Origin of the sequence: Pseudoxanthomonas sp. UTMC 1351, assembly GCF_040948865.1 — a bacterium.
Lineage (GTDB): Bacteria > Pseudomonadota > Gammaproteobacteria > Xanthomonadales > Xanthomonadaceae > Pseudoxanthomonas_A.
On sequence record NZ_JAVGJT010000006.1, the window covers coordinates 229,312 to 244,739 of the forward strand.

Here is a 15,428-nt window from a genome sequence, read left to right on the forward strand (position 1 = left end):
CCATTGCTTCGCTAGTTCCTTCCACTTTCTGCGTTCCCTGACATGCCCATCTACGCCTTCGAATGCACCCAGTGCGGACACAGTTTTGACCGCTTGCAGAAGCTGTCTGACCCGGATCCGGATACCTGTCCGGAATGCAGCATGATTTCGGTCAAGCGGCAGCTGACGGCGCCGTCGTTCCGGCTGGCCGGCAGCGGCTGGTACGAGACCGATTTCAAGAAAGATGGCGACAAGAAGCGCAACCTCGCCGACAGTGGCGACGGTGCGGCCAAGCCCTCTGGCGACAGCAAGCCGTCGGAAGCGGCGCCTGCGGCTAAGGCAGAGGCCAAGACCGAAGCAAAACCTGCGGCGGCGCCGTCCACGCCTGCGGTTTGAGGTCTGCAGCCGCTTGGAATAAGCGGCGGCTTGATGCCGACCTGCCGTCGCAGGTAGGGTGGCGCATGAATATCCTCAAGCCCGCCCTGATGGCCGCGTCGGTATGGTTACTCGCCGGCTGCGCTTCTTCTTCCAACACTCCGCTTTCCCGGCCCGCGGCAACAGCGCCGGCGGATCGGTTCATGGCGGCCATCGCCCATCACTGCGGCCAAGCGTTCGCGGGGCGGGTGGTCGCCAATGTGCCCAAGCCGTCCACGCCGGATGCGTTCGAAGGCAAGCCGCTGATCATGCACGTGCGCGGCTGCGATGAGCCGCAGAAACAGCTGCGCATTCCTTTTCATGTCGGCGATGACCGTTCGCGTACCTGGGTGTTGACCCGTACGCAACAGGGGCTGCAGCTCAAGCACGATCACCGGCATGAAGACGGCAGTCCAGATACCACCACGATGTATGGCGGCGACACCGTTGACGCCGGAACCGCCACTAGGCAGGCCTTCCCGGTGGATGCGGAATCCATTGCGCTGTTTCAGCGGGAAGGTTTGGCGGCGTCGGTAACCAATACCTGGGCGATGGAAATCGTGCCGGGGCAGCGTTTTGTGTACGAACTTAGCCGCCCGAATGGGCGGCTGTTTCAGGTGGAGTTCGATTTGACCCAACCGGTGCCCGCGCCACCGGCACCTTGGGGCGCGGAGGGCTAGTCCTTCTGGGTCGGGAAACAAAAACCTCTGAAAAGTGTCATCCCGGCGCAGGCCGGGACCCAGTGCCTTGCGTTCTAGATGGCGGACAGTCGCTGGGTCCCGGCCTGCGCCGGGATGACGAGTTCGTTGTGACCTGACGCGAAAACGCAACTAAGCGGCTCATCGAACCCCAAAGCGCGCGCGGCAGCCGCGGTTCACCCAGATTTGCTGACCTTGATAACCCCAGTTGACGTTCTCGCGGCATGGGGTTTTGGAGATGTTCTGGATGACCACCGGACGGCCCTGGCGACTGTCCCAGGCGCAGGTGCGGTGGCGGTTACTTTCACTAACGCAGGTCACGCTGTAGCCGTTTCCACCACCCGGATTCCAGCCACCGCCGCCGGTGATCTCCTCGAACTCGCCGCGGCAGCCATTGCGGACCCAGATGGTGCCGGGCTGCTGGCGCCAGGAATTGCCTTCGATGCACTGGCCTTTCGACAGATTGCGCACCAAGCGCGCGCGGTTGCGGAAGCCGGTTGGGCAGCTACGTTCGCGCATGTTGATGCTTTCGCAGCGGATGACTCGGCCGGTGCCCGGATAACCATTGCCCGGATTCGGATTCCAGCCGCCGGAACCGCCGCCCAGCGAGGTGGCGATGTCCTGCTTGATGCGGCTGAAGGTCCAGTTGGATCGGTTGACCTGGTCCAGGTAGAAGCGCAGCTGATCGTCCGGAATACGGCGTCCTCGCGACTGTTCGGAATACTCCTGGCCGATCACCCGGCTTTGATCGGATACCGACAGGGTGCGCAGGTTTTCCGGTGCGTAGGCGCGGGTCTGCGCTTGAGCGGACACGCCGCCAGCCATGAGGGCCAGCAACAGCGCAAAAGCGAACTGCATCAACGGCTTATTCATGGCGGTCTCCTCTCGGAGGGCATAGCTTAATCCCAATCGCTTTCCCGGGCGCAAGCGTCATTCCGAGGCTGATTTGGGCCGCGCCGGGTTAAACTACGCGGCTTGATCAGCCTACGGCTGTTATGAAACTGTCCGGCAGCCGCCGGACGATATTTGCGGAGCCCCCATGCGTACCCATTTCTGCGGCCTCATCGATGAGGCCATGATCGGTCAGACCGTTACCCTTTGCGGCTGGACCGACGTCGCTCGCAATCTCGGCGGCGTCTGCTTCATCGATCTGCGCGACCACGAAGGCATCGTGCAGGTGACGGTGGAACCCGACAGCGTGGATGTGTTCGCGGTGGCGGCCAGCCTGGGCTATGAAGACGTATTGCGCGTGGAAGGCGTCGTGCGGGCGCGCCACAGCGTCAACGACAAGATCAAGACCGGCAAGGTCGAGATTGTCGCCACCAAGATCGAAGTGCTCAACAAAGCCGAGCCGTTGCCGTTCCATGCGCACGAGAACGCCGGTGAAGACATTCGCCTGAAATACCGCTATCTAGATTTGCGCACGCCGGAAATGCAGCGCAAGCAGCGCACCCGCATCAAGCTGGTACAGGCGCTGCGCCGTTGGCTGGACGCGCGCGGTTTCCAGGATATCGAAACGCCCATCCTCACCAAGGCTACCCCAGAAGGCGCGCGCGACTTCCTGGTGCCGGCGCGCATGCATCCGGGCGAGTTCTACGCGTTGCCGCAGTCGCCGCAGCTGTTCAAGCAGATCCTGATGGTGGCCGGCTTCGATCGTTATTACCAGATCGCGCGCTGCTTCCGCGACGAAGCGCTGCGTGCCGATCGCCAGCTCGAATTCACCCAGCTGGACATGGAGTTCGCGTTCGTGCGCGAGCGCGATGTACAGGACACCGTGGAAGGCATGATCCGCGACATCTTCAAGGAAGTGATGGATGTCGAACTCGCCGATCCCTTCCCGCGCATGAGCTATGAAGAAGCCATGCGCCGCTACGGTTCGGACAAGCCCGACCTACGCATCGATCTGGAACTGGTGGATGTGGCGGAACTGGTCAAGGCAACGGAGTTCAAGGTGTTCGCCGATGCCGCCGCCAATCCGGATGGCCGCGTGGCCGCGCTGCGCGTACCGGGCGGCGCTGCGTTCTCGCGCAAACAGATCGATGACTACGCCGCGCATGCGGCCAAGTACGGCGCCAAAGGCCTGGCTTATATCAAGCTGGGCGAGAACGGCGAAGTGACCTCGCCGATCGCCAAGTTCTTTGCGGAAGACGCCTTCGCGGCGCTAGTCAAAACAGTCGCTCTGCAGAATGGCGATATCGCCTTCTTTGGCGCGGGCGATTACAAGACTGTCAGCGACTTCATGGGCGCGCTGCGCTTGAAAGTCGGCAAGGATACACATCGTGTCGCCGAAGGCTGGCGCCCACTGTGGGTCACCGACTTCCCGATGTTCGAGTGGGACGAGGAAGCGCAACGTTATGTGGCGCTGCATCACCCGTTCACCGCGCCGGCAGTCGATGACATCGCTGATCTGCGTGCCAACGCCAAGACGGCCGTGTCGCGTGGCTACGACATGGTGATGAACGGTAACGAGATCGGCGGCGGTTCGATCCGTATTCACCGCCCCGAAATGCAGAGTGCGGTATTTGAGCTGCTGGGAATCGGCGCGGAAGAAGCGGAGGCCAAGTTCGGCTTCCTGCTGGATGCGTTGAAATACGGCGCGCCGCCGCATGGTGGCATCGCGTTCGGTATCGATCGCATCGCCGCGCTGATGGCGGGCACCGAATCGATCCGCGACGTGATCCCGTTCCCGAAGACCACCACCGCGCAGTGCCTGATGACCGGCGCGCCGTCGCCGATCCCGGAAGCGCAACTGGCGGAAGTGCATATCCAGGTACGCCCCAAAAAATAACGTCGCCGAAGCTTCTGCGGACAAAGATGCACACGCCAGCACCGAAACGACTCCCGCATGGCACCTTCCTACCTCCGCCTGCGGGGGTAGGGAACGGGACGGGGGCAAGGGGCAGGCGATACTTTTCCAATTTCGCTCTTCCGCGCGTGGAAGAGCATTGATCGAGAGAGATGACTGACATGACAGAGCATGCATTCGCGCTGGAGTGGGAAAAGCTGGGCAATGAGGGTACGGAAGCAGGCTTGGTAACCGAACGCGCCCGCGTGTTCGGCGGCTGGCTGGTGCGCGTGGGCCACGCCGGCGCAGCGATGGCGCTGACCTTTGTGCCCGATGGTGAGGGTCGTTGGGACGGCGAGGACTTCGGCGAAGACGACTACGAGTACGAAGAAGAAGAGGAAGAAGAGGAAGGCGAGGACGAGGAGGAAGAAGACCTCGACGAGGAAGACGAGAAGTAACCGTCACTCTGTTGGGAAATCCGACTGACGGAAGTGCCGTCTTCTGATTCTGACTAGCGCCGAAGCTATGCCGCTTGCTCGTCACCCCGGCACAAGCGGAAGTTCTTTCCCTTCTCCCATCGGGAGAAGGTGCCCGAAGGGCGGATGAGGGAATGGCAGCGACTTGCCATTCGGCTTTGCTACAAGCGGACACTCCATTCCCTCATCCGTCGCTGCGCGCCACCTTCTCCCGGAGGGAGAAGGGAGCTTGACCCCATGTGAGTACCCCATGCCTATCATCCGTCGTGCCACCGTCGAAGATGCGCCGGTCCTGTCGGACCTGGCTGCTCGCACTTTCACCGAAACGTTTGGCCACTTGTATCCACCTGAGGACCTCGCGGCCTTCCTCGCCGACGCCTACGAAGTCGGCAAGCAGCGCACCATCCTCGCGCATCCTGATTACGCCGTTTGGCTGCTGGAAGACAACGGCGTCGCCATCGGCCATGCCGCTGCCGGTCCGTGCGGTCTGCCGCATCCGGACGTGCAGCCTGGCGACGGTGAACTCAAACGGCTATATGTACTGAAATCGCTGCAGAACGGCGGCTGGGGCGGACATTTGTTCCGCACCACATTGGATTGGTTGGAGCGCGATGGACCACGCACGCTATGGATCGGCGTCTGGTCGCAGAACCACGGCGCGCAGCGCTTCTACGAGCGGCATGGATTTAAGCGTGTCGGTGAGTACAAGTTTGCAGTCGGTAAGACCTTGGATGACGAATTCATCTTGAAGCGTATGCCTTGAGTATTCGCGCATCTTTATTCTTAGCGCTGGCGCGGATAGCTCATCGGATCCGATGAGTCGACAGCGCCAGCGCCGAGAGCCAAGAACCAGAAGCGAAGATCACCGCGTCGCCAGACGCACCTGGCTGATCTCCGACCGCGGCGGCGCACCGAACAGTCGCTTGTATTCGCGACTGAACTGCGAAGGGCTTTCGTAGCCGACACGGTGCGCGGCGGTGGCTGCTTCCAAGCCCTCGGCCAACATCAGGCGACGGGCCTCATGCAGGCGCAGTTGCTTCTGGTACTGAAGCGGCGACAGCGTGGTAGCCGCCTTGAAGTTGTGGTGTAGCGAGGAGACGCTCATATGAACCGAGCGTGCCAACGTTTCGATGCGCAGTGGTTCCAGATAGCGTTGCCGCAGCAGCTCCACCGCCTTGGCGATGCGCTGCGGCCCGCTATCACGCACCGCCAAGTCGCGCAGGTGGTGGCCCAGATCGCCCAGCAGCACCCGGTAGAAAATTTCCCGCATGGCCATGGAGCCGAGGATGCGCAGATCCCCCGGGTCATCGAGCAGCCGCATCAGGCGCAACACCGCGTCCAGCAACGGTGGCGTGACGCGCGCGGCGAAGGCAGCGCAGGTCGAACCCGTGCCATTACCGTTATCGCCGCCGCCGTTGGCGACGGCTTCGGTGTCCATGATCAAGTCGGCGATCTGTTCAGGGTCGATATCCAGCCGAAGGCATAGATAAGGCTTCTCAGGTGTTGCTTCGATCACTTGGCCCAACATCGGCAGCGTCATCGACACCACCAGATAATTGAGTGGATCGTAGTGATAGGTCTGGTCGCCCAGCATGGCGATCTTGCGCCCCTGCACCACGATACATAGGCGCGGCTCATACACCGTGGGTGAGCAAGGCGTCAGCGTACTGATGCGCACCAGCTGCAGCTGGGGCAGTGCGGTGTCGTGGATTCCGTCGCTGGGCGCCAATCGGGCAATCCGGTCGGCCAATTCCGTTTGCGGCGCGTGAAGCGCGTGTTGCGCAATTACTTCAGAAGGGCTCAGATGATTCATGGCATTCGCGCGTGGGGGCGGTTGCGCCGATTATCGGCATGGTAATGGGCGCGTGGCGTGCCCATGGTGATGATTTGCAGGATCAGGCAAGTCTGCGGCAGCAATGAGCTAACGCCCGCCGTGCCATCGAATTTACCGTATCCGTACTCCTTCCCCCGCCTACGGAGTCCACGATGTCTACCGCATCCGCAATCCCGCGCCGCCAACTTGGCGCTTCCGGCTTGTCCGTGTCCGCCATCGGCCTTGGCTGCATGGGTATGTCCGAATTCTATGGTCCGTCCGATGAAGCCGAATCGCTGGCGGTATTGAACCGCGCGCTCGACATTGGCGTGAACTTTCTGGACACCGCCGACATGTACGGCAGTGGCGAGAACGAGCGCTTGCTGTCGAAGATTCTGAGCACGCGCCGCGATGAAGTGGTGCTGGCGACCAAGTTCGGTTTCATGCGCGACCCGGCCGATCCCGGCGCGCGGCCGATCAATGGCCGGCCCGAATACGTGAAGCAGGCCGCCGACGCCAGCTTGGCGCGACTGGGCGTTGACCACATCGACCTTTATTACCAGCACCGCGTCGATCCGAATGTGCCGATCGAAGAAACGGTTGGCGCCATGGCCGAGCTGGTGCATGCCGGAAAAGTGCGTCACCTGGGTTTGTCGGAAGCCTCGGCGGCCACGTTGAAGCGCGCCTACGCCGTGCACCCGATCACCGCGCTTCAAAGCGAATACTCGTTGTGGTCGCGCGATATTGAAGACGAAGTCCTACCGGCTTGCCGCGAGCTGGGCATCGGCGTAGTTGCCTATAGCCCGCTCGGACGCGGCTTCCTGACCGGCGCTATCCAATCGACCAATGACCTCGATGCCAGCGACTTCCGCCGCCAGAACCCGCGGTTCCAACCTGGCAATTTCGAGCGCAACGCCAATCTGGTCGAAGCGATCCGAATGATCGCGCAGGCACGGGGCTGCACGCCCGCGCAGCTGGCGCTGGCTTGGCTGCTGGATCGCGCGCCGGACGTAGTGCCGATCCCGGGCACCAGGCGCATCGCGCGGCTGGAGGAAAACGCCGCCGCTACCTCGATTCAACTGCGCGATGGAGAGCGCAGCCAGATCGAAGAAATCCTCCAAACCCAGCAAGTCGTGGGTGAACGCTATGCGGAAGTCGGCCGGGCGCTGCTGAACGGATAGCGGATCGACAGCCCGGCACCAGCTCGTCTGTTAGTTCCATGTCACGGGAAGCGGGCACCGGCCGGGTTATATTGCAGTGCAGCATAGGTATGCCATCGAAGCATGCCGTGCTGCTGTCTTGGTGCGAAGTGAGGAAATCCAGGCATGTGGATCGTCCAATACGCGTTGAACCGCCGCTACACCATCGGGGTGTTGGCCATCCTGATCCTGCTGTTCGGCACCTTGGCCGCGCGCCGCATGCCCACCGACATCCTGCCCGAGGTCGGCATTCCGTCGATCAATCTGATATGGACCTATAGCGGCCTGCCTGCGGCGGAAATGGCGGCCAAGATCACGTCGTTTTCTGAAGTGGCGATCATGAACACCGTCGATGACCTCAAAGAGGTCAGCTCGGTGTCGCTCAACGGCACATCGATCGTGCGTATCGATTTCCAGCCCAATGTCAGTCTGGAACGTGCGCTGGGCCAGATCACCGCTGTTTCGCAGACCATCTTGCGGCGCATGCCGCCCGGCACTTCGCCGCCGCTGGTCATTCGCAACAACGTCTCCAGCACGCCGGTGATGCAACTGGTGCTGTCGTCCGATTCGCTGACCGAGGCGCAGCTCTACGATTATGCGCGCCTTCAATTGCGCTCGCAGATCCAGACCGTTCCTGGGATTCGCATGACCCTGCCGTACGGCGGCGCCGCGCGGCAGATCATGGTCGATCTGGATCCCCGGGCGTTGCAGACCTATGGCCTGATTCCATCCGACGTCACCTCCGCGCTGGAACGCGGCAGTCCGACACTGCCATCGGGCAACATCCGCGAAGGCGCTCGCGAGATGCAGATTTCGTTGGAAACCAGCCCTGAAACGGCGGCGGGTTTCCTGGACCTGCCAATCGCTAGCCGCGGCGGCAACGTCATCTATGTGCGCGATGTGGCATCCGTGCGCGATGGTGGCGCCTTGCAGACCAATGTCGCGCGCCTGGATGGTGCCACGGCTGTCTCGGTGGCGCTGATCAAGCTGGGTGGCGCGTCGACAGTCGAAATAGTCCGCGGCGTACGGGAAAGGCTGCCCGAGATCATCGCCTCCGCGCCGCCGGGCATGCGCATTGAGCCCATCTTCGATCAATCCGTATTCGTCGACAACGCCATCGCGTCGATCCGCCACGAAGCACTGCTGGTCGGTCTGCTGGTGGCTTTCGTGGTACTGGTGTTCATCGGGTCCTGGCGTTCCAGCTTGATCGTGTTGTCGGCAATTCCTCTGGCGTTGCTGGCATCCGTGGCCATGCTCAATCTGCTGGGCTACACCTTCAACGTGATGACGCTGGGTGGATTGGCGTTGGCGATCGGCATCCTGGTCGATAACGCAGTGGTGGATGTGGAGAACACCAACCGCAATATCGCGTTGGGCAAGGACGTGCGTGCCGCGATCCTGGACAGCGCCAAGGAAGTGGTGTTTCCGGAACTGGTTTCAACGATCTGTATCTGTATCGTGCTGACGCCCATTCTGCTGATGACCGGTCTTTCAGCGTGGGTATTCACGCCGCTGGCATTGGCGGTGATTTTCGCCATGGCCGCATCGTTCCTGCTCTCGCGCACACTGATTCCGGTGTTGTGCTCGCTGTTGCTGCCGGCCGATGTGGAAAGCCGTCGCAATCCGCGCTGGGCAGTGGAGCGCCGATTGCTGGCAATCAATCATCGGGTCGAACACACGCTGGAGGGGCTGCGCGAGCGCCACCATGCGCTGCTGGTCAAGCTGGGTCACCACGGCGGTGTGTTGACGCTGGCGGCATGCGTGCTGATTGGAGTGGGTGCGCTGTCGGCGGTATCGCTAGGCCGTGAATATTTTCCGCAGGTCGACGCAGGGCAGATACGCCTTCAAGTCCGCTTGCCGGCTGGCACACGCCTGGAGCAGACAGCGGCACGCTTGACCGACATACAGCGCGAGATCCGCGCCATCATTCCAGCGGCCGAACTGCAAACGGTCTACGAACAGATCGGCACACCGGATGCGATCAACCTGGCGTTGGTGGATAGCGCGGTGGTGGGGTCGTTCGAAGCGGAGCTGATGCTGCAGCTACGCAGCCCACATGCGCCCAGTGCCGATTACCTGGCGCAGATACGCGAGCGGATCGCCGAAAAATTCCCGGAAGTCAAAATCTTCGAGCGTCCACCCGATGCGACCAGCCGCACATTGGCCGGCTCCGCCGTGGGTGCATTCGAAGTACAGGTGACCGGTCGCGATGTGGCCGGAAATCTGGCTGCGGCGCAACAGATCGAATCGCGGCTGCGCGAAGTTCCGGGCGCGGTCGACGTGACCTTGCGCCAAGTTCTGGATCTGCCGGAATACCGCATTGCGATCGACCGCAGCCGTGCGGCGCAACTGGGCGTGAGCGCGCAGGATGCGAGCCGCGCGGTGCTGGCGGTGTTGGGTTCGGCGGGCACGGTTACGCCGGTGTACTGGGTCGATACCGCCAACGCCATGTCGTACACCGTGCAGGTACAGGCGCCACCGGCCGACCTGAGCGACGTCGAAACACTGCTCAACACGCCGCTGCGCGTCGACACCGACGGCCGCACCGTCTTGCTGCGCAATGTCGCGACGGCGACCACACGCAGCGTGCCGGCCAGCATCGGTCGCAGCACCCTGGCGCCGACGATCAGCGTGGTGGCCAATGTGCAGGGCCGTGATCTGGGTGCCGTATACGATCGCCTGACCGAGATCACCGCGGAGTTGCAACCCACATTACAGCCTGGCAATCGCATCGAAATCGCCGGCCAGGCGGGCGAGATGCAGAGCGCTTACAGCGAACTGGCGGGCGGACTATTGATGGCGGCGGTGCTGGTGTTCCTGGTGCTGGTGGTGAATTTCCAGTCGTGGATCCTGCCGTTGGCCGCGATGTGCGGATTGCCGTTGGCGATCTCTGGCGCGGCGGTGGCGCTGTTCGTGACCGGTACGCCGTTGAGCGTACCCGCGTTGATGGGCGTGATGATGGTGATTGGCGTATCCACCGCCAATAGCGTGCTGGTCACCAGTTTTGTGCGCGACTTGATCGCCGCCGGTCACGACCCGGAAGTGGCTGCGTACGAAGCCGCGGCCGTGCGTCTGCGCCCGGTGCTGATGACCGCCAGCGCCATGGTGCTGGGCATCGTGCCGATGGCGCTGGGCTGGGGCGAGGGCGGCGAACAGAACGCGCCATTGGGCCGCGCGGTGATCGGTGGCTTGCTGTTCGGCACTCCAGCCACGTTGGTGCTGGTGCCTTCCCTGCTCGCGGTGCTGGGCCGGCGCCACAACCGTGCCGCATCGGCTTCAGAAGCATCGGCTGCCATTGCACCCGGCAATCCAGACACCGCACCCGGTACAGGAGTCATTCGATGAAAAGCACGACACGCGGAAGAAATATCTTGTGGGCCTTGTTCGGGGTTGCCGCCAGTATTTCGCTCACTGGCTGCAACCGCAGCGCCGCTCAGCAATCCGGCGACACAGCGCCGCCGGAAGTACTGACGGCGCAGGCCAAGCCAGCGGGCGATTCCTATGAACTGCGATTGCCGGCACGCACCGTGGCCGGCGAGACCGCGCGTTTGTTCCCGCGTGCCACCGGCTTCGTCAGCGAGCGTCGTGTGGACTTGGGCGATCGCGTCACCGCAGGCCAAGTGCTGGCAGTGATCTCCGCACCGGAGATCGACCAGGCGGTGCGCGAAACCCAGGCGGATGTCCTGCAGGCGCGTGCCGATCTGGAGCTGGCGCGAACCAACTACGAACGTGCGGAACGGCTGGTGCAATCGCAAGTGATCTCGCGCGAACTCTATAGCGACCGGCTTGCCGCGCGCGATGCGAGTCGCGCCGCGCTGGCTTCAGCCGAGGCGCGTTGGGCCAGTGCGCGTGAACGGCAGGGTTTCCAAGTGATGCGTGCACCGTTCGCAGGCGTGATCTCTCAGCGCAACGTCGAGCGTGGCGATCGCGTGGTCGGCGATTCCGCAGCGGCAACAGCGCCGTTGTTCGAAATCAATGCGCTGGATCCATTGCGGATCGTGGTGGATGTGCCGCAAAGCGTGGCTTTGCAGGTGCGCCCCGGCTTGCAGGCCGATGTGGATTTTGTGGAAATGCCGGGCGAACGCTTCAAAGCAGAAGTGGTGCGTTCCGCGCAAAGTATCTCCGACGCGGTCGGTGGCATGCGGGTGGAACTGCGGTTGCCCAACCCGGAGGGCCGGATTCCTGCCGGCATGGTGGGGCAGGTTCGCCTGAGCGTGCCGCGCACCGCGCCTGCCGTGGTGCTGCCGATCAGTGCGGTGTTGCAAGGCGCCGATGGTGCCAGGGTCGCGTTGCTCAAGGACTCGGTGGTGAACTATCGGCCGGTCCGGCTGGGACGCAATCTCGGCAACGAGGTGGAAGTCGTGGAAGGGCTGGCGGCGGGCGAAACGGTTGTGTTGTCGCCGAATGCGTTGCTGGCGGCGGGGAGCCGGGTGAGGGTCAAGCCGAGCGTTGCTGCTAAGTCTTGATGGCGCGTTCGCATACATCCATCTAAAAAAAGACCGGAATAGAAACCCCCCTTAAAAAAAGGGGGCGGGCGTCCGCGCAGCGGACGACGGGGGATTTGCTTTTGCTTTTGCTGTCGCTTTTTAAGAGCAACAGCAAATCCCCCTCAAATGCTTTTCAACCGCCGAATGGCGGGTCATCCCCCTTTTGCGCTTTTAACAGCCGAATGGCTGGTCAAGGGGGAAGTAAAAGCAGAGCCTTTTCCGTTCACCGTTCACCGTTCACCGCTATGCTCTCAGCATGAACAACCGCATCTTGCTTCTGCATGGCATCTGGAACGCGAAATCATGGCTGGCGCCGTTGGCCCGGCGGCTGCGCACTGAAGGTTTCGACGTCGATGTATTCGGCTATCCCAGCGTCTTCGGTGGGCCGGAAATCGCCATCACCCGGCTGATCGAACGGTTATCCGTATCGGAACCGATCAATCTGGTGGGGCATAGCCTCGGCGGTTTGGTCGGTTTGGAGGCATTGCGGCGGCAGCCTGATCTGCCCGTACCGCGCATGGTCTGTATTGGTTCGCCCTTATGCGGCAGTGAAGCCGCGCGCCGCTTGAGCCGCCACTCTCCCTTGTTGGGGCGCAGTGCAAGCCTGCTGCAACAAGGCTGCGAACCCTGGCAGGGGCAAACCCGGGTGGGCATGGTGGCCGGCACTATCGCGCGGGGTATGGGGCGGCTGTTCGTCCGTTTCGACGGCGAATCCGATGGCACAGTGGCAGTCGCCGAAACCCGATTGCCTGGCTTGGCGGACCATTGCACGGTCGCCGCCAGCCATACCGGGCTGGTGTTCTCGGCTGATGCTGCGCGCCAGGCTGCGTGTTTCCTCAGGGAAGGCCACTTCGACGTGCAATGAGAGCGTCCGTGAGCGTGGGCTCTTCCCGTCAATCCCTGTAAGGGATTGAATCCCCTCCTGTTCGCCATGTGGCCGCGCGCGCCGCGGCGCGTTCTTGTTCGCGCGCACTGACTGCTTTTTGGGGCGCAGGGCGCTCCCGTGGCCGCAGCGCTATAATTCGCGGCTTCACCAACGCAGCATCCGGAAACCCCATGGGTCGTGGACCGTCTATCGAAGCCCGCAAGAACGCTACCGACGCCAAGCGCGGCAAGATCTTCACCAAGATCATCCGTGAAATCGGAGTGGCCGCGCGCGCTAGCGGAGGCGATCCGGCCAACAACCCGCGCCTGCGCACAGCAATGGATAAAGGGTTGTCCGCCAACATGTCCAAGGACGTGATCGAGCGGGCGATCAAGAAAGCGACCGGCGAGCTGGAAGGCGTGGTGTACGAGGAAGTCCGCTACGAGGGCTACGCGCCCGGCGGCGTGGCGGTCATCGTCGACTGCCTCACCGACAATCGCGTCCGTACCGTGGCCGATGTGCGCCATGCCTTCAGCAAGTGCGGCGGCAACATGGGTACGGAGGGTTCGGTGGCTTTCATGTTCAAGCGGTTGGGCGTGCTCAGCTACGCGCCGGGTGCGGACGAAGGCCGGATCACCGGTGCCGCCATTGAGGCCGGTGCCGAGGACGTGATCGTCTATCCGGACGATAGTTCCATCGACGTAGTGACCGCGCCGGAGAGTTTCCAAGCCGTGAAGGACGCCATGGAGGCCGCGGGCCTGACCGCCGACGAAGCGGAAGTGACCATGCGCGCCGACAACGATATCGCTGTCGAAGGCGACACCGCCAAGCAGGTCGTCAAGCTGCTGGAGATGCTGGAAGACCTGGACGATGTGCAGAGCGTTTATTCGAATGCCGAATTGAAAGCGGATGCTTATGCATAGCAACAGCGGGAACGGGGAACCGGGAACAGGGAATGTGGAATTTCCGGTTCGGCAGGTTCGGCGGAACCTCAAGCTTTCCCACAGCGCTTCTTGGCTGATGCCGCGCATTGATAGTGAAGTTGCTTGGACGCTTCATTCCCCGTTCCCCGTTCCCCGTTCCCCGCTTCTACGTAGCAACAGCGGGAACGGGGAACGGGGAACAGGGAATGTGGGATTCCCGGTTCGGCAGGTTCGGCGGAACCTCAAGCTTTCCCACGGCGCTTCCTGGCTGATGCCGCGCATTGATAGTGAAGTTGCTTGGACGCTTCATTCCCCGTTCCCTGTTTCCCGTTCCCCGCTTCTACGTAGCGAACGCGGAAACGGGGAACGGGGAACAGGGAATGTGGAATTCCCGCTTCGGCAGGTTCAACGGGATCCCACGCCTTCGCGGGCAGCTTCTCAGCCGATGCCACGCGGCGATAGTGAAGCTGCATGGATGTTTCATTCCCTGTTTCCCGTTCCCTGTTCCCCGCTTCAATGACCCGCATCCTCGGCATCGATCCGGGTTCCCAACGCACCGGCGTCGGCATCATCGATATCGATGATGCCGGCAAGACGACGCATGTCTTCCATGCGCCGCTGGTACTGTTGGGCGCGGATGATTTTCCACAGCGCCTCAAGCGCTTGCTCGATGGACTAGGTGAGATCATCGAGACCTGGAAGCCGCAGGAAGTGGCCATTGAAAAAGTCTTCATGGCGCGCAACCCCGATTCGGCGCTGAAGCTGGGCCAGGCGCGCGGCGCGGCGATTTGTGCAGTGGTGCTGCGCGACCTGCCTGTGCACGAATACGCGGCCAAGGAAGTGAAGCTGGCGGTGGTCGGCCGCGGTGGCGCGGAAAAAACACAGATTCAACATATGGTCGGCATCATGCTGGGATTGCAGGGCAAGTTGCAGGCCGACGCGGCCGATGCCTTGGCGATCGCCATCACTCATGCGCACGTGCGCGCCACCGCCAATCGGATCGGCGTCGACGTCCGGGCGGCCTGGAGCAGGAAATGAAAAGTAAAAGCGGGAACAGGGAACAGGGAACGGGGAATGACGTATCGCTGGCGCAGACACGTTGCCGGTCGACGGCGGTGATTTTTCATTCCCCGTCCCCCGTTCCCCGTTCCCCGTTGGCACAGAGTGCCAACCCATGATCGGCCGTCTGCGCGGCGTCTTGGCCTACAAGTCGCCGCCCTGGCTGGTCATCGACGTGGGCGGCGTGGGTTATGAGTTGGAAGCGCCGATGAGCACTTTCTACGATCTGCCCGAGGTCGGCCGTGAGGTGACGCTGTTCACCCACTACGCGCAAAAGGAAGACAGCGTGTCGCTGTATGGCTTTTTGCGTGAGAACGAGCGCAGGCTGTTCCGCGACGTGCAGAAAGTCAGCGGCATCGGCGCGAAGATCGCCTTGGCCGTGCTGTCGGGAGTCAGTGTCGATGAGTTCGCGCGGCTGGTGCAGACCAGCGATGTGACTGCGCTGACCCGTATTCCCGGAATCGGAAAGAAAACCGCGGAGCGCATGGTAGTTGAACTGCGCGACCGCGCTGCCAACCTGGGTGGCGGACCTCCTGGCTCTTCGTCGTTACCGCAGGATCCGCAATCGGAAGCCGTCAGTGCCCTGCAACAGTTGGGCTACAAGCCCGCCGATGCCGTGCGCATGGCGCGCGAGGCCACCGCCAACGGCGACGATGTCGCCACCATCATCCGCAAGGCTTTGCAGTCGGCGCTTCGTTGAAGCGGACCGTCTAGAGCTCCCTCTCGGAAA

At 62.4% G+C, this 15,428-nt stretch carries 14 protein-coding genes; 12 read left to right on the forward strand and 2 right to left on the reverse strand.

What is annotated here, in order from left to right:
* Positions 1-42 precede the first annotated feature (42 nt).
* Both AB6O04_RS04950 and AB6O04_RS04955 read left to right on the forward strand, forming a co-directional pair.
* Positions 43-375 (forward strand): FmdB family zinc ribbon protein, encoded by a 333-nt coding sequence (locus AB6O04_RS04950; RefSeq protein ID WP_368562678.1) that lies wholly within the window; start codon positions 43-45, stop codon positions 373-375.
* A gap of 65 nt (positions 376-440) precedes the next feature.
* Entirely contained in the window at positions 441-1,073 is a 633-nt protein-coding gene (locus tag AB6O04_RS04955; RefSeq protein ID WP_368562679.1) for a hypothetical protein, read from the forward strand.
* Positions 1,074-1,232: 159 nt separating this feature from the next.
* Here AB6O04_RS04955 and AB6O04_RS04960 read toward each other — a convergent pair whose 3' ends face one another.
* Positions 1,233-1,964, reverse strand: coding sequence for a DUF3011 domain-containing protein (locus tag AB6O04_RS04960; RefSeq protein ID WP_368562680.1), 732 nt, complete (start codon positions 1,962-1,964; stop codon positions 1,233-1,235).
* A gap of 166 nt (positions 1,965-2,130) precedes the next feature.
* On the opposite strand from AB6O04_RS04960, the gene aspS reads away from it, so the two are divergent.
* The 3 genes from aspS (at position 2,131) to AB6O04_RS04975 (ending at position 5,115) form a co-directional block, all read left to right on the forward strand.
* Positions 2,131-3,879: an aspartate--tRNA ligase gene (gene aspS / locus AB6O04_RS04965; RefSeq protein ID WP_368562681.1), complete on the forward strand. Its 1,749-nt coding sequence runs from the start codon at positions 2,131-2,133 to the stop codon at positions 3,877-3,879.
* A 179-nt stretch (positions 3,880-4,058) separates the two neighbouring features.
* Positions 4,059-4,334 (forward strand): DNA primase, encoded by a 276-nt coding sequence (locus AB6O04_RS04970; RefSeq protein WP_368562873.1) that lies wholly within the window; start codon positions 4,059-4,061, stop codon positions 4,332-4,334.
* Between the two features lie 268 nt (positions 4,335-4,602).
* Entirely contained in the window at positions 4,603-5,115 is a 513-nt protein-coding gene (locus tag AB6O04_RS04975; protein ID WP_368562682.1) for an N-acetyltransferase family protein, read from the forward strand.
* A 99-nt stretch (positions 5,116-5,214) separates the two neighbouring features.
* Here AB6O04_RS04975 and AB6O04_RS04980 read toward each other — a convergent pair whose 3' ends face one another.
* Positions 5,215-6,165 (reverse strand): AraC family transcriptional regulator N-terminal domain-containing protein, encoded by a 951-nt coding sequence (locus AB6O04_RS04980; RefSeq protein ID WP_368562683.1) that lies wholly within the window; start codon positions 6,163-6,165, stop codon positions 5,215-5,217.
* A gap of 191 nt (positions 6,166-6,356) precedes the next feature.
* Between AB6O04_RS04980 and AB6O04_RS04985 the strand changes: the two genes are divergently transcribed.
* From AB6O04_RS04985 to ruvA, 7 genes are all read left to right on the forward strand, one after another.
* On the forward strand, positions 6,357-7,346 hold the full coding sequence (locus tag AB6O04_RS04985) for an aldo/keto reductase (protein WP_368562874.1): 990 nt from the start codon (positions 6,357-6,359) through the stop codon (positions 7,344-7,346).
* Positions 7,347-7,490: 144 nt separating this feature from the next.
* Positions 7,491-10,709, forward strand: a complete 3,219-nt coding sequence (locus AB6O04_RS04990) for an efflux RND transporter permease subunit (RefSeq protein ID WP_368562684.1) — start codon at positions 7,491-7,493, stop codon at positions 10,707-10,709.
* On the forward strand, positions 10,706-11,830 hold the full coding sequence (locus tag AB6O04_RS04995) for an efflux RND transporter periplasmic adaptor subunit (RefSeq protein ID WP_368562685.1): 1,125 nt from the start codon (positions 10,706-10,708) through the stop codon (positions 11,828-11,830). The genes AB6O04_RS04990 and AB6O04_RS04995 overlap by 4 nt, the downstream gene beginning before the upstream one ends.
* Positions 11,831-12,107: 277 nt before the next feature.
* Complete coding sequence (locus AB6O04_RS05000) at positions 12,108-12,716, forward strand: esterase/lipase family protein (RefSeq protein WP_368562686.1); 609 nt, start codon at positions 12,108-12,110, stop codon at positions 12,714-12,716.
* Positions 12,717-12,907: 191 nt separating this feature from the next.
* Positions 12,908-13,639, forward strand: coding sequence for a YebC/PmpR family DNA-binding transcriptional regulator (locus AB6O04_RS05005; protein WP_368562688.1), 732 nt, complete (start codon positions 12,908-12,910; stop codon positions 13,637-13,639).
* Positions 13,640-14,155: 516 nt separating this feature from the next.
* The gene (gene ruvC, locus AB6O04_RS05010; RefSeq protein ID WP_368562689.1) at positions 14,156-14,677 is read left to right on the forward strand and encodes a crossover junction endodeoxyribonuclease RuvC; all 522 of its coding nucleotides are present in this window, start codon (positions 14,156-14,158) and stop codon (positions 14,675-14,677) included.
* Positions 14,678-14,813: 136 nt separating this feature from the next.
* A complete protein-coding gene (ruvA, locus tag AB6O04_RS05015; protein WP_368562690.1) occupies positions 14,814-15,398 on the forward strand; it encodes a Holliday junction branch migration protein RuvA in 585 nt (194 codons plus the stop codon).
* The last annotated feature ends 30 nt before the right edge of the window (positions 15,399-15,428 follow it).

What these genes read in the sequence shown, in the direction of transcription:
- AB6O04_RS04950 (WP_368562678.1), top strand. Translation starts at nt 43, where the DNA reads ATGCCCATCTACGCCTTCGAATGCACCCAGTGCGGACACAGTTTTGAC.
- AB6O04_RS04955 (WP_368562679.1), top strand. Translation starts at nt 441, where the DNA reads ATGAATATCCTCAAGCCCGCCCTGATGGCCGCGTCGGTATGGTTACTC.
- AB6O04_RS04960 (WP_368562680.1), bottom strand. Translation starts at nt 1,964, where the DNA reads ATGAATAAGCCGTTGATGCAGTTCGCTTTTGCGCTGTTGCTGGCCCTC.
- aspS (WP_368562681.1), top strand. Translation starts at nt 2,131, where the DNA reads ATGCGTACCCATTTCTGCGGCCTCATCGATGAGGCCATGATCGGTCAG.
- AB6O04_RS04970 (WP_368562873.1), top strand. Translation starts at nt 4,059, where the DNA reads ATGACAGAGCATGCATTCGCGCTGGAGTGGGAAAAGCTGGGCAATGAG.
- AB6O04_RS04975 (WP_368562682.1), top strand. Translation starts at nt 4,603, where the DNA reads ATGCCTATCATCCGTCGTGCCACCGTCGAAGATGCGCCGGTCCTGTCG.
- AB6O04_RS04980 (WP_368562683.1), bottom strand. Translation starts at nt 6,165, where the DNA reads ATGAATCATCTGAGCCCTTCTGAAGTAATTGCGCAACACGCGCTTCAC.
- AB6O04_RS04990 (WP_368562684.1), top strand. Translation starts at nt 7,491, where the DNA reads ATGTGGATCGTCCAATACGCGTTGAACCGCCGCTACACCATCGGGGTG.
- AB6O04_RS04995 (WP_368562685.1), top strand. Translation starts at nt 10,706, where the DNA reads ATGAAAAGCACGACACGCGGAAGAAATATCTTGTGGGCCTTGTTCGGG.
- AB6O04_RS05000 (WP_368562686.1), top strand. Translation starts at nt 12,108, where the DNA reads ATGAACAACCGCATCTTGCTTCTGCATGGCATCTGGAACGCGAAATCA.
- AB6O04_RS05005 (WP_368562688.1), top strand. Translation starts at nt 12,908, where the DNA reads ATGGGTCGTGGACCGTCTATCGAAGCCCGCAAGAACGCTACCGACGCC.
- ruvC (WP_368562689.1), top strand. Translation starts at nt 14,156, where the DNA reads ATGACCCGCATCCTCGGCATCGATCCGGGTTCCCAACGCACCGGCGTC.
- ruvA (WP_368562690.1), top strand. Translation starts at nt 14,814, where the DNA reads ATGATCGGCCGTCTGCGCGGCGTCTTGGCCTACAAGTCGCCGCCCTGG.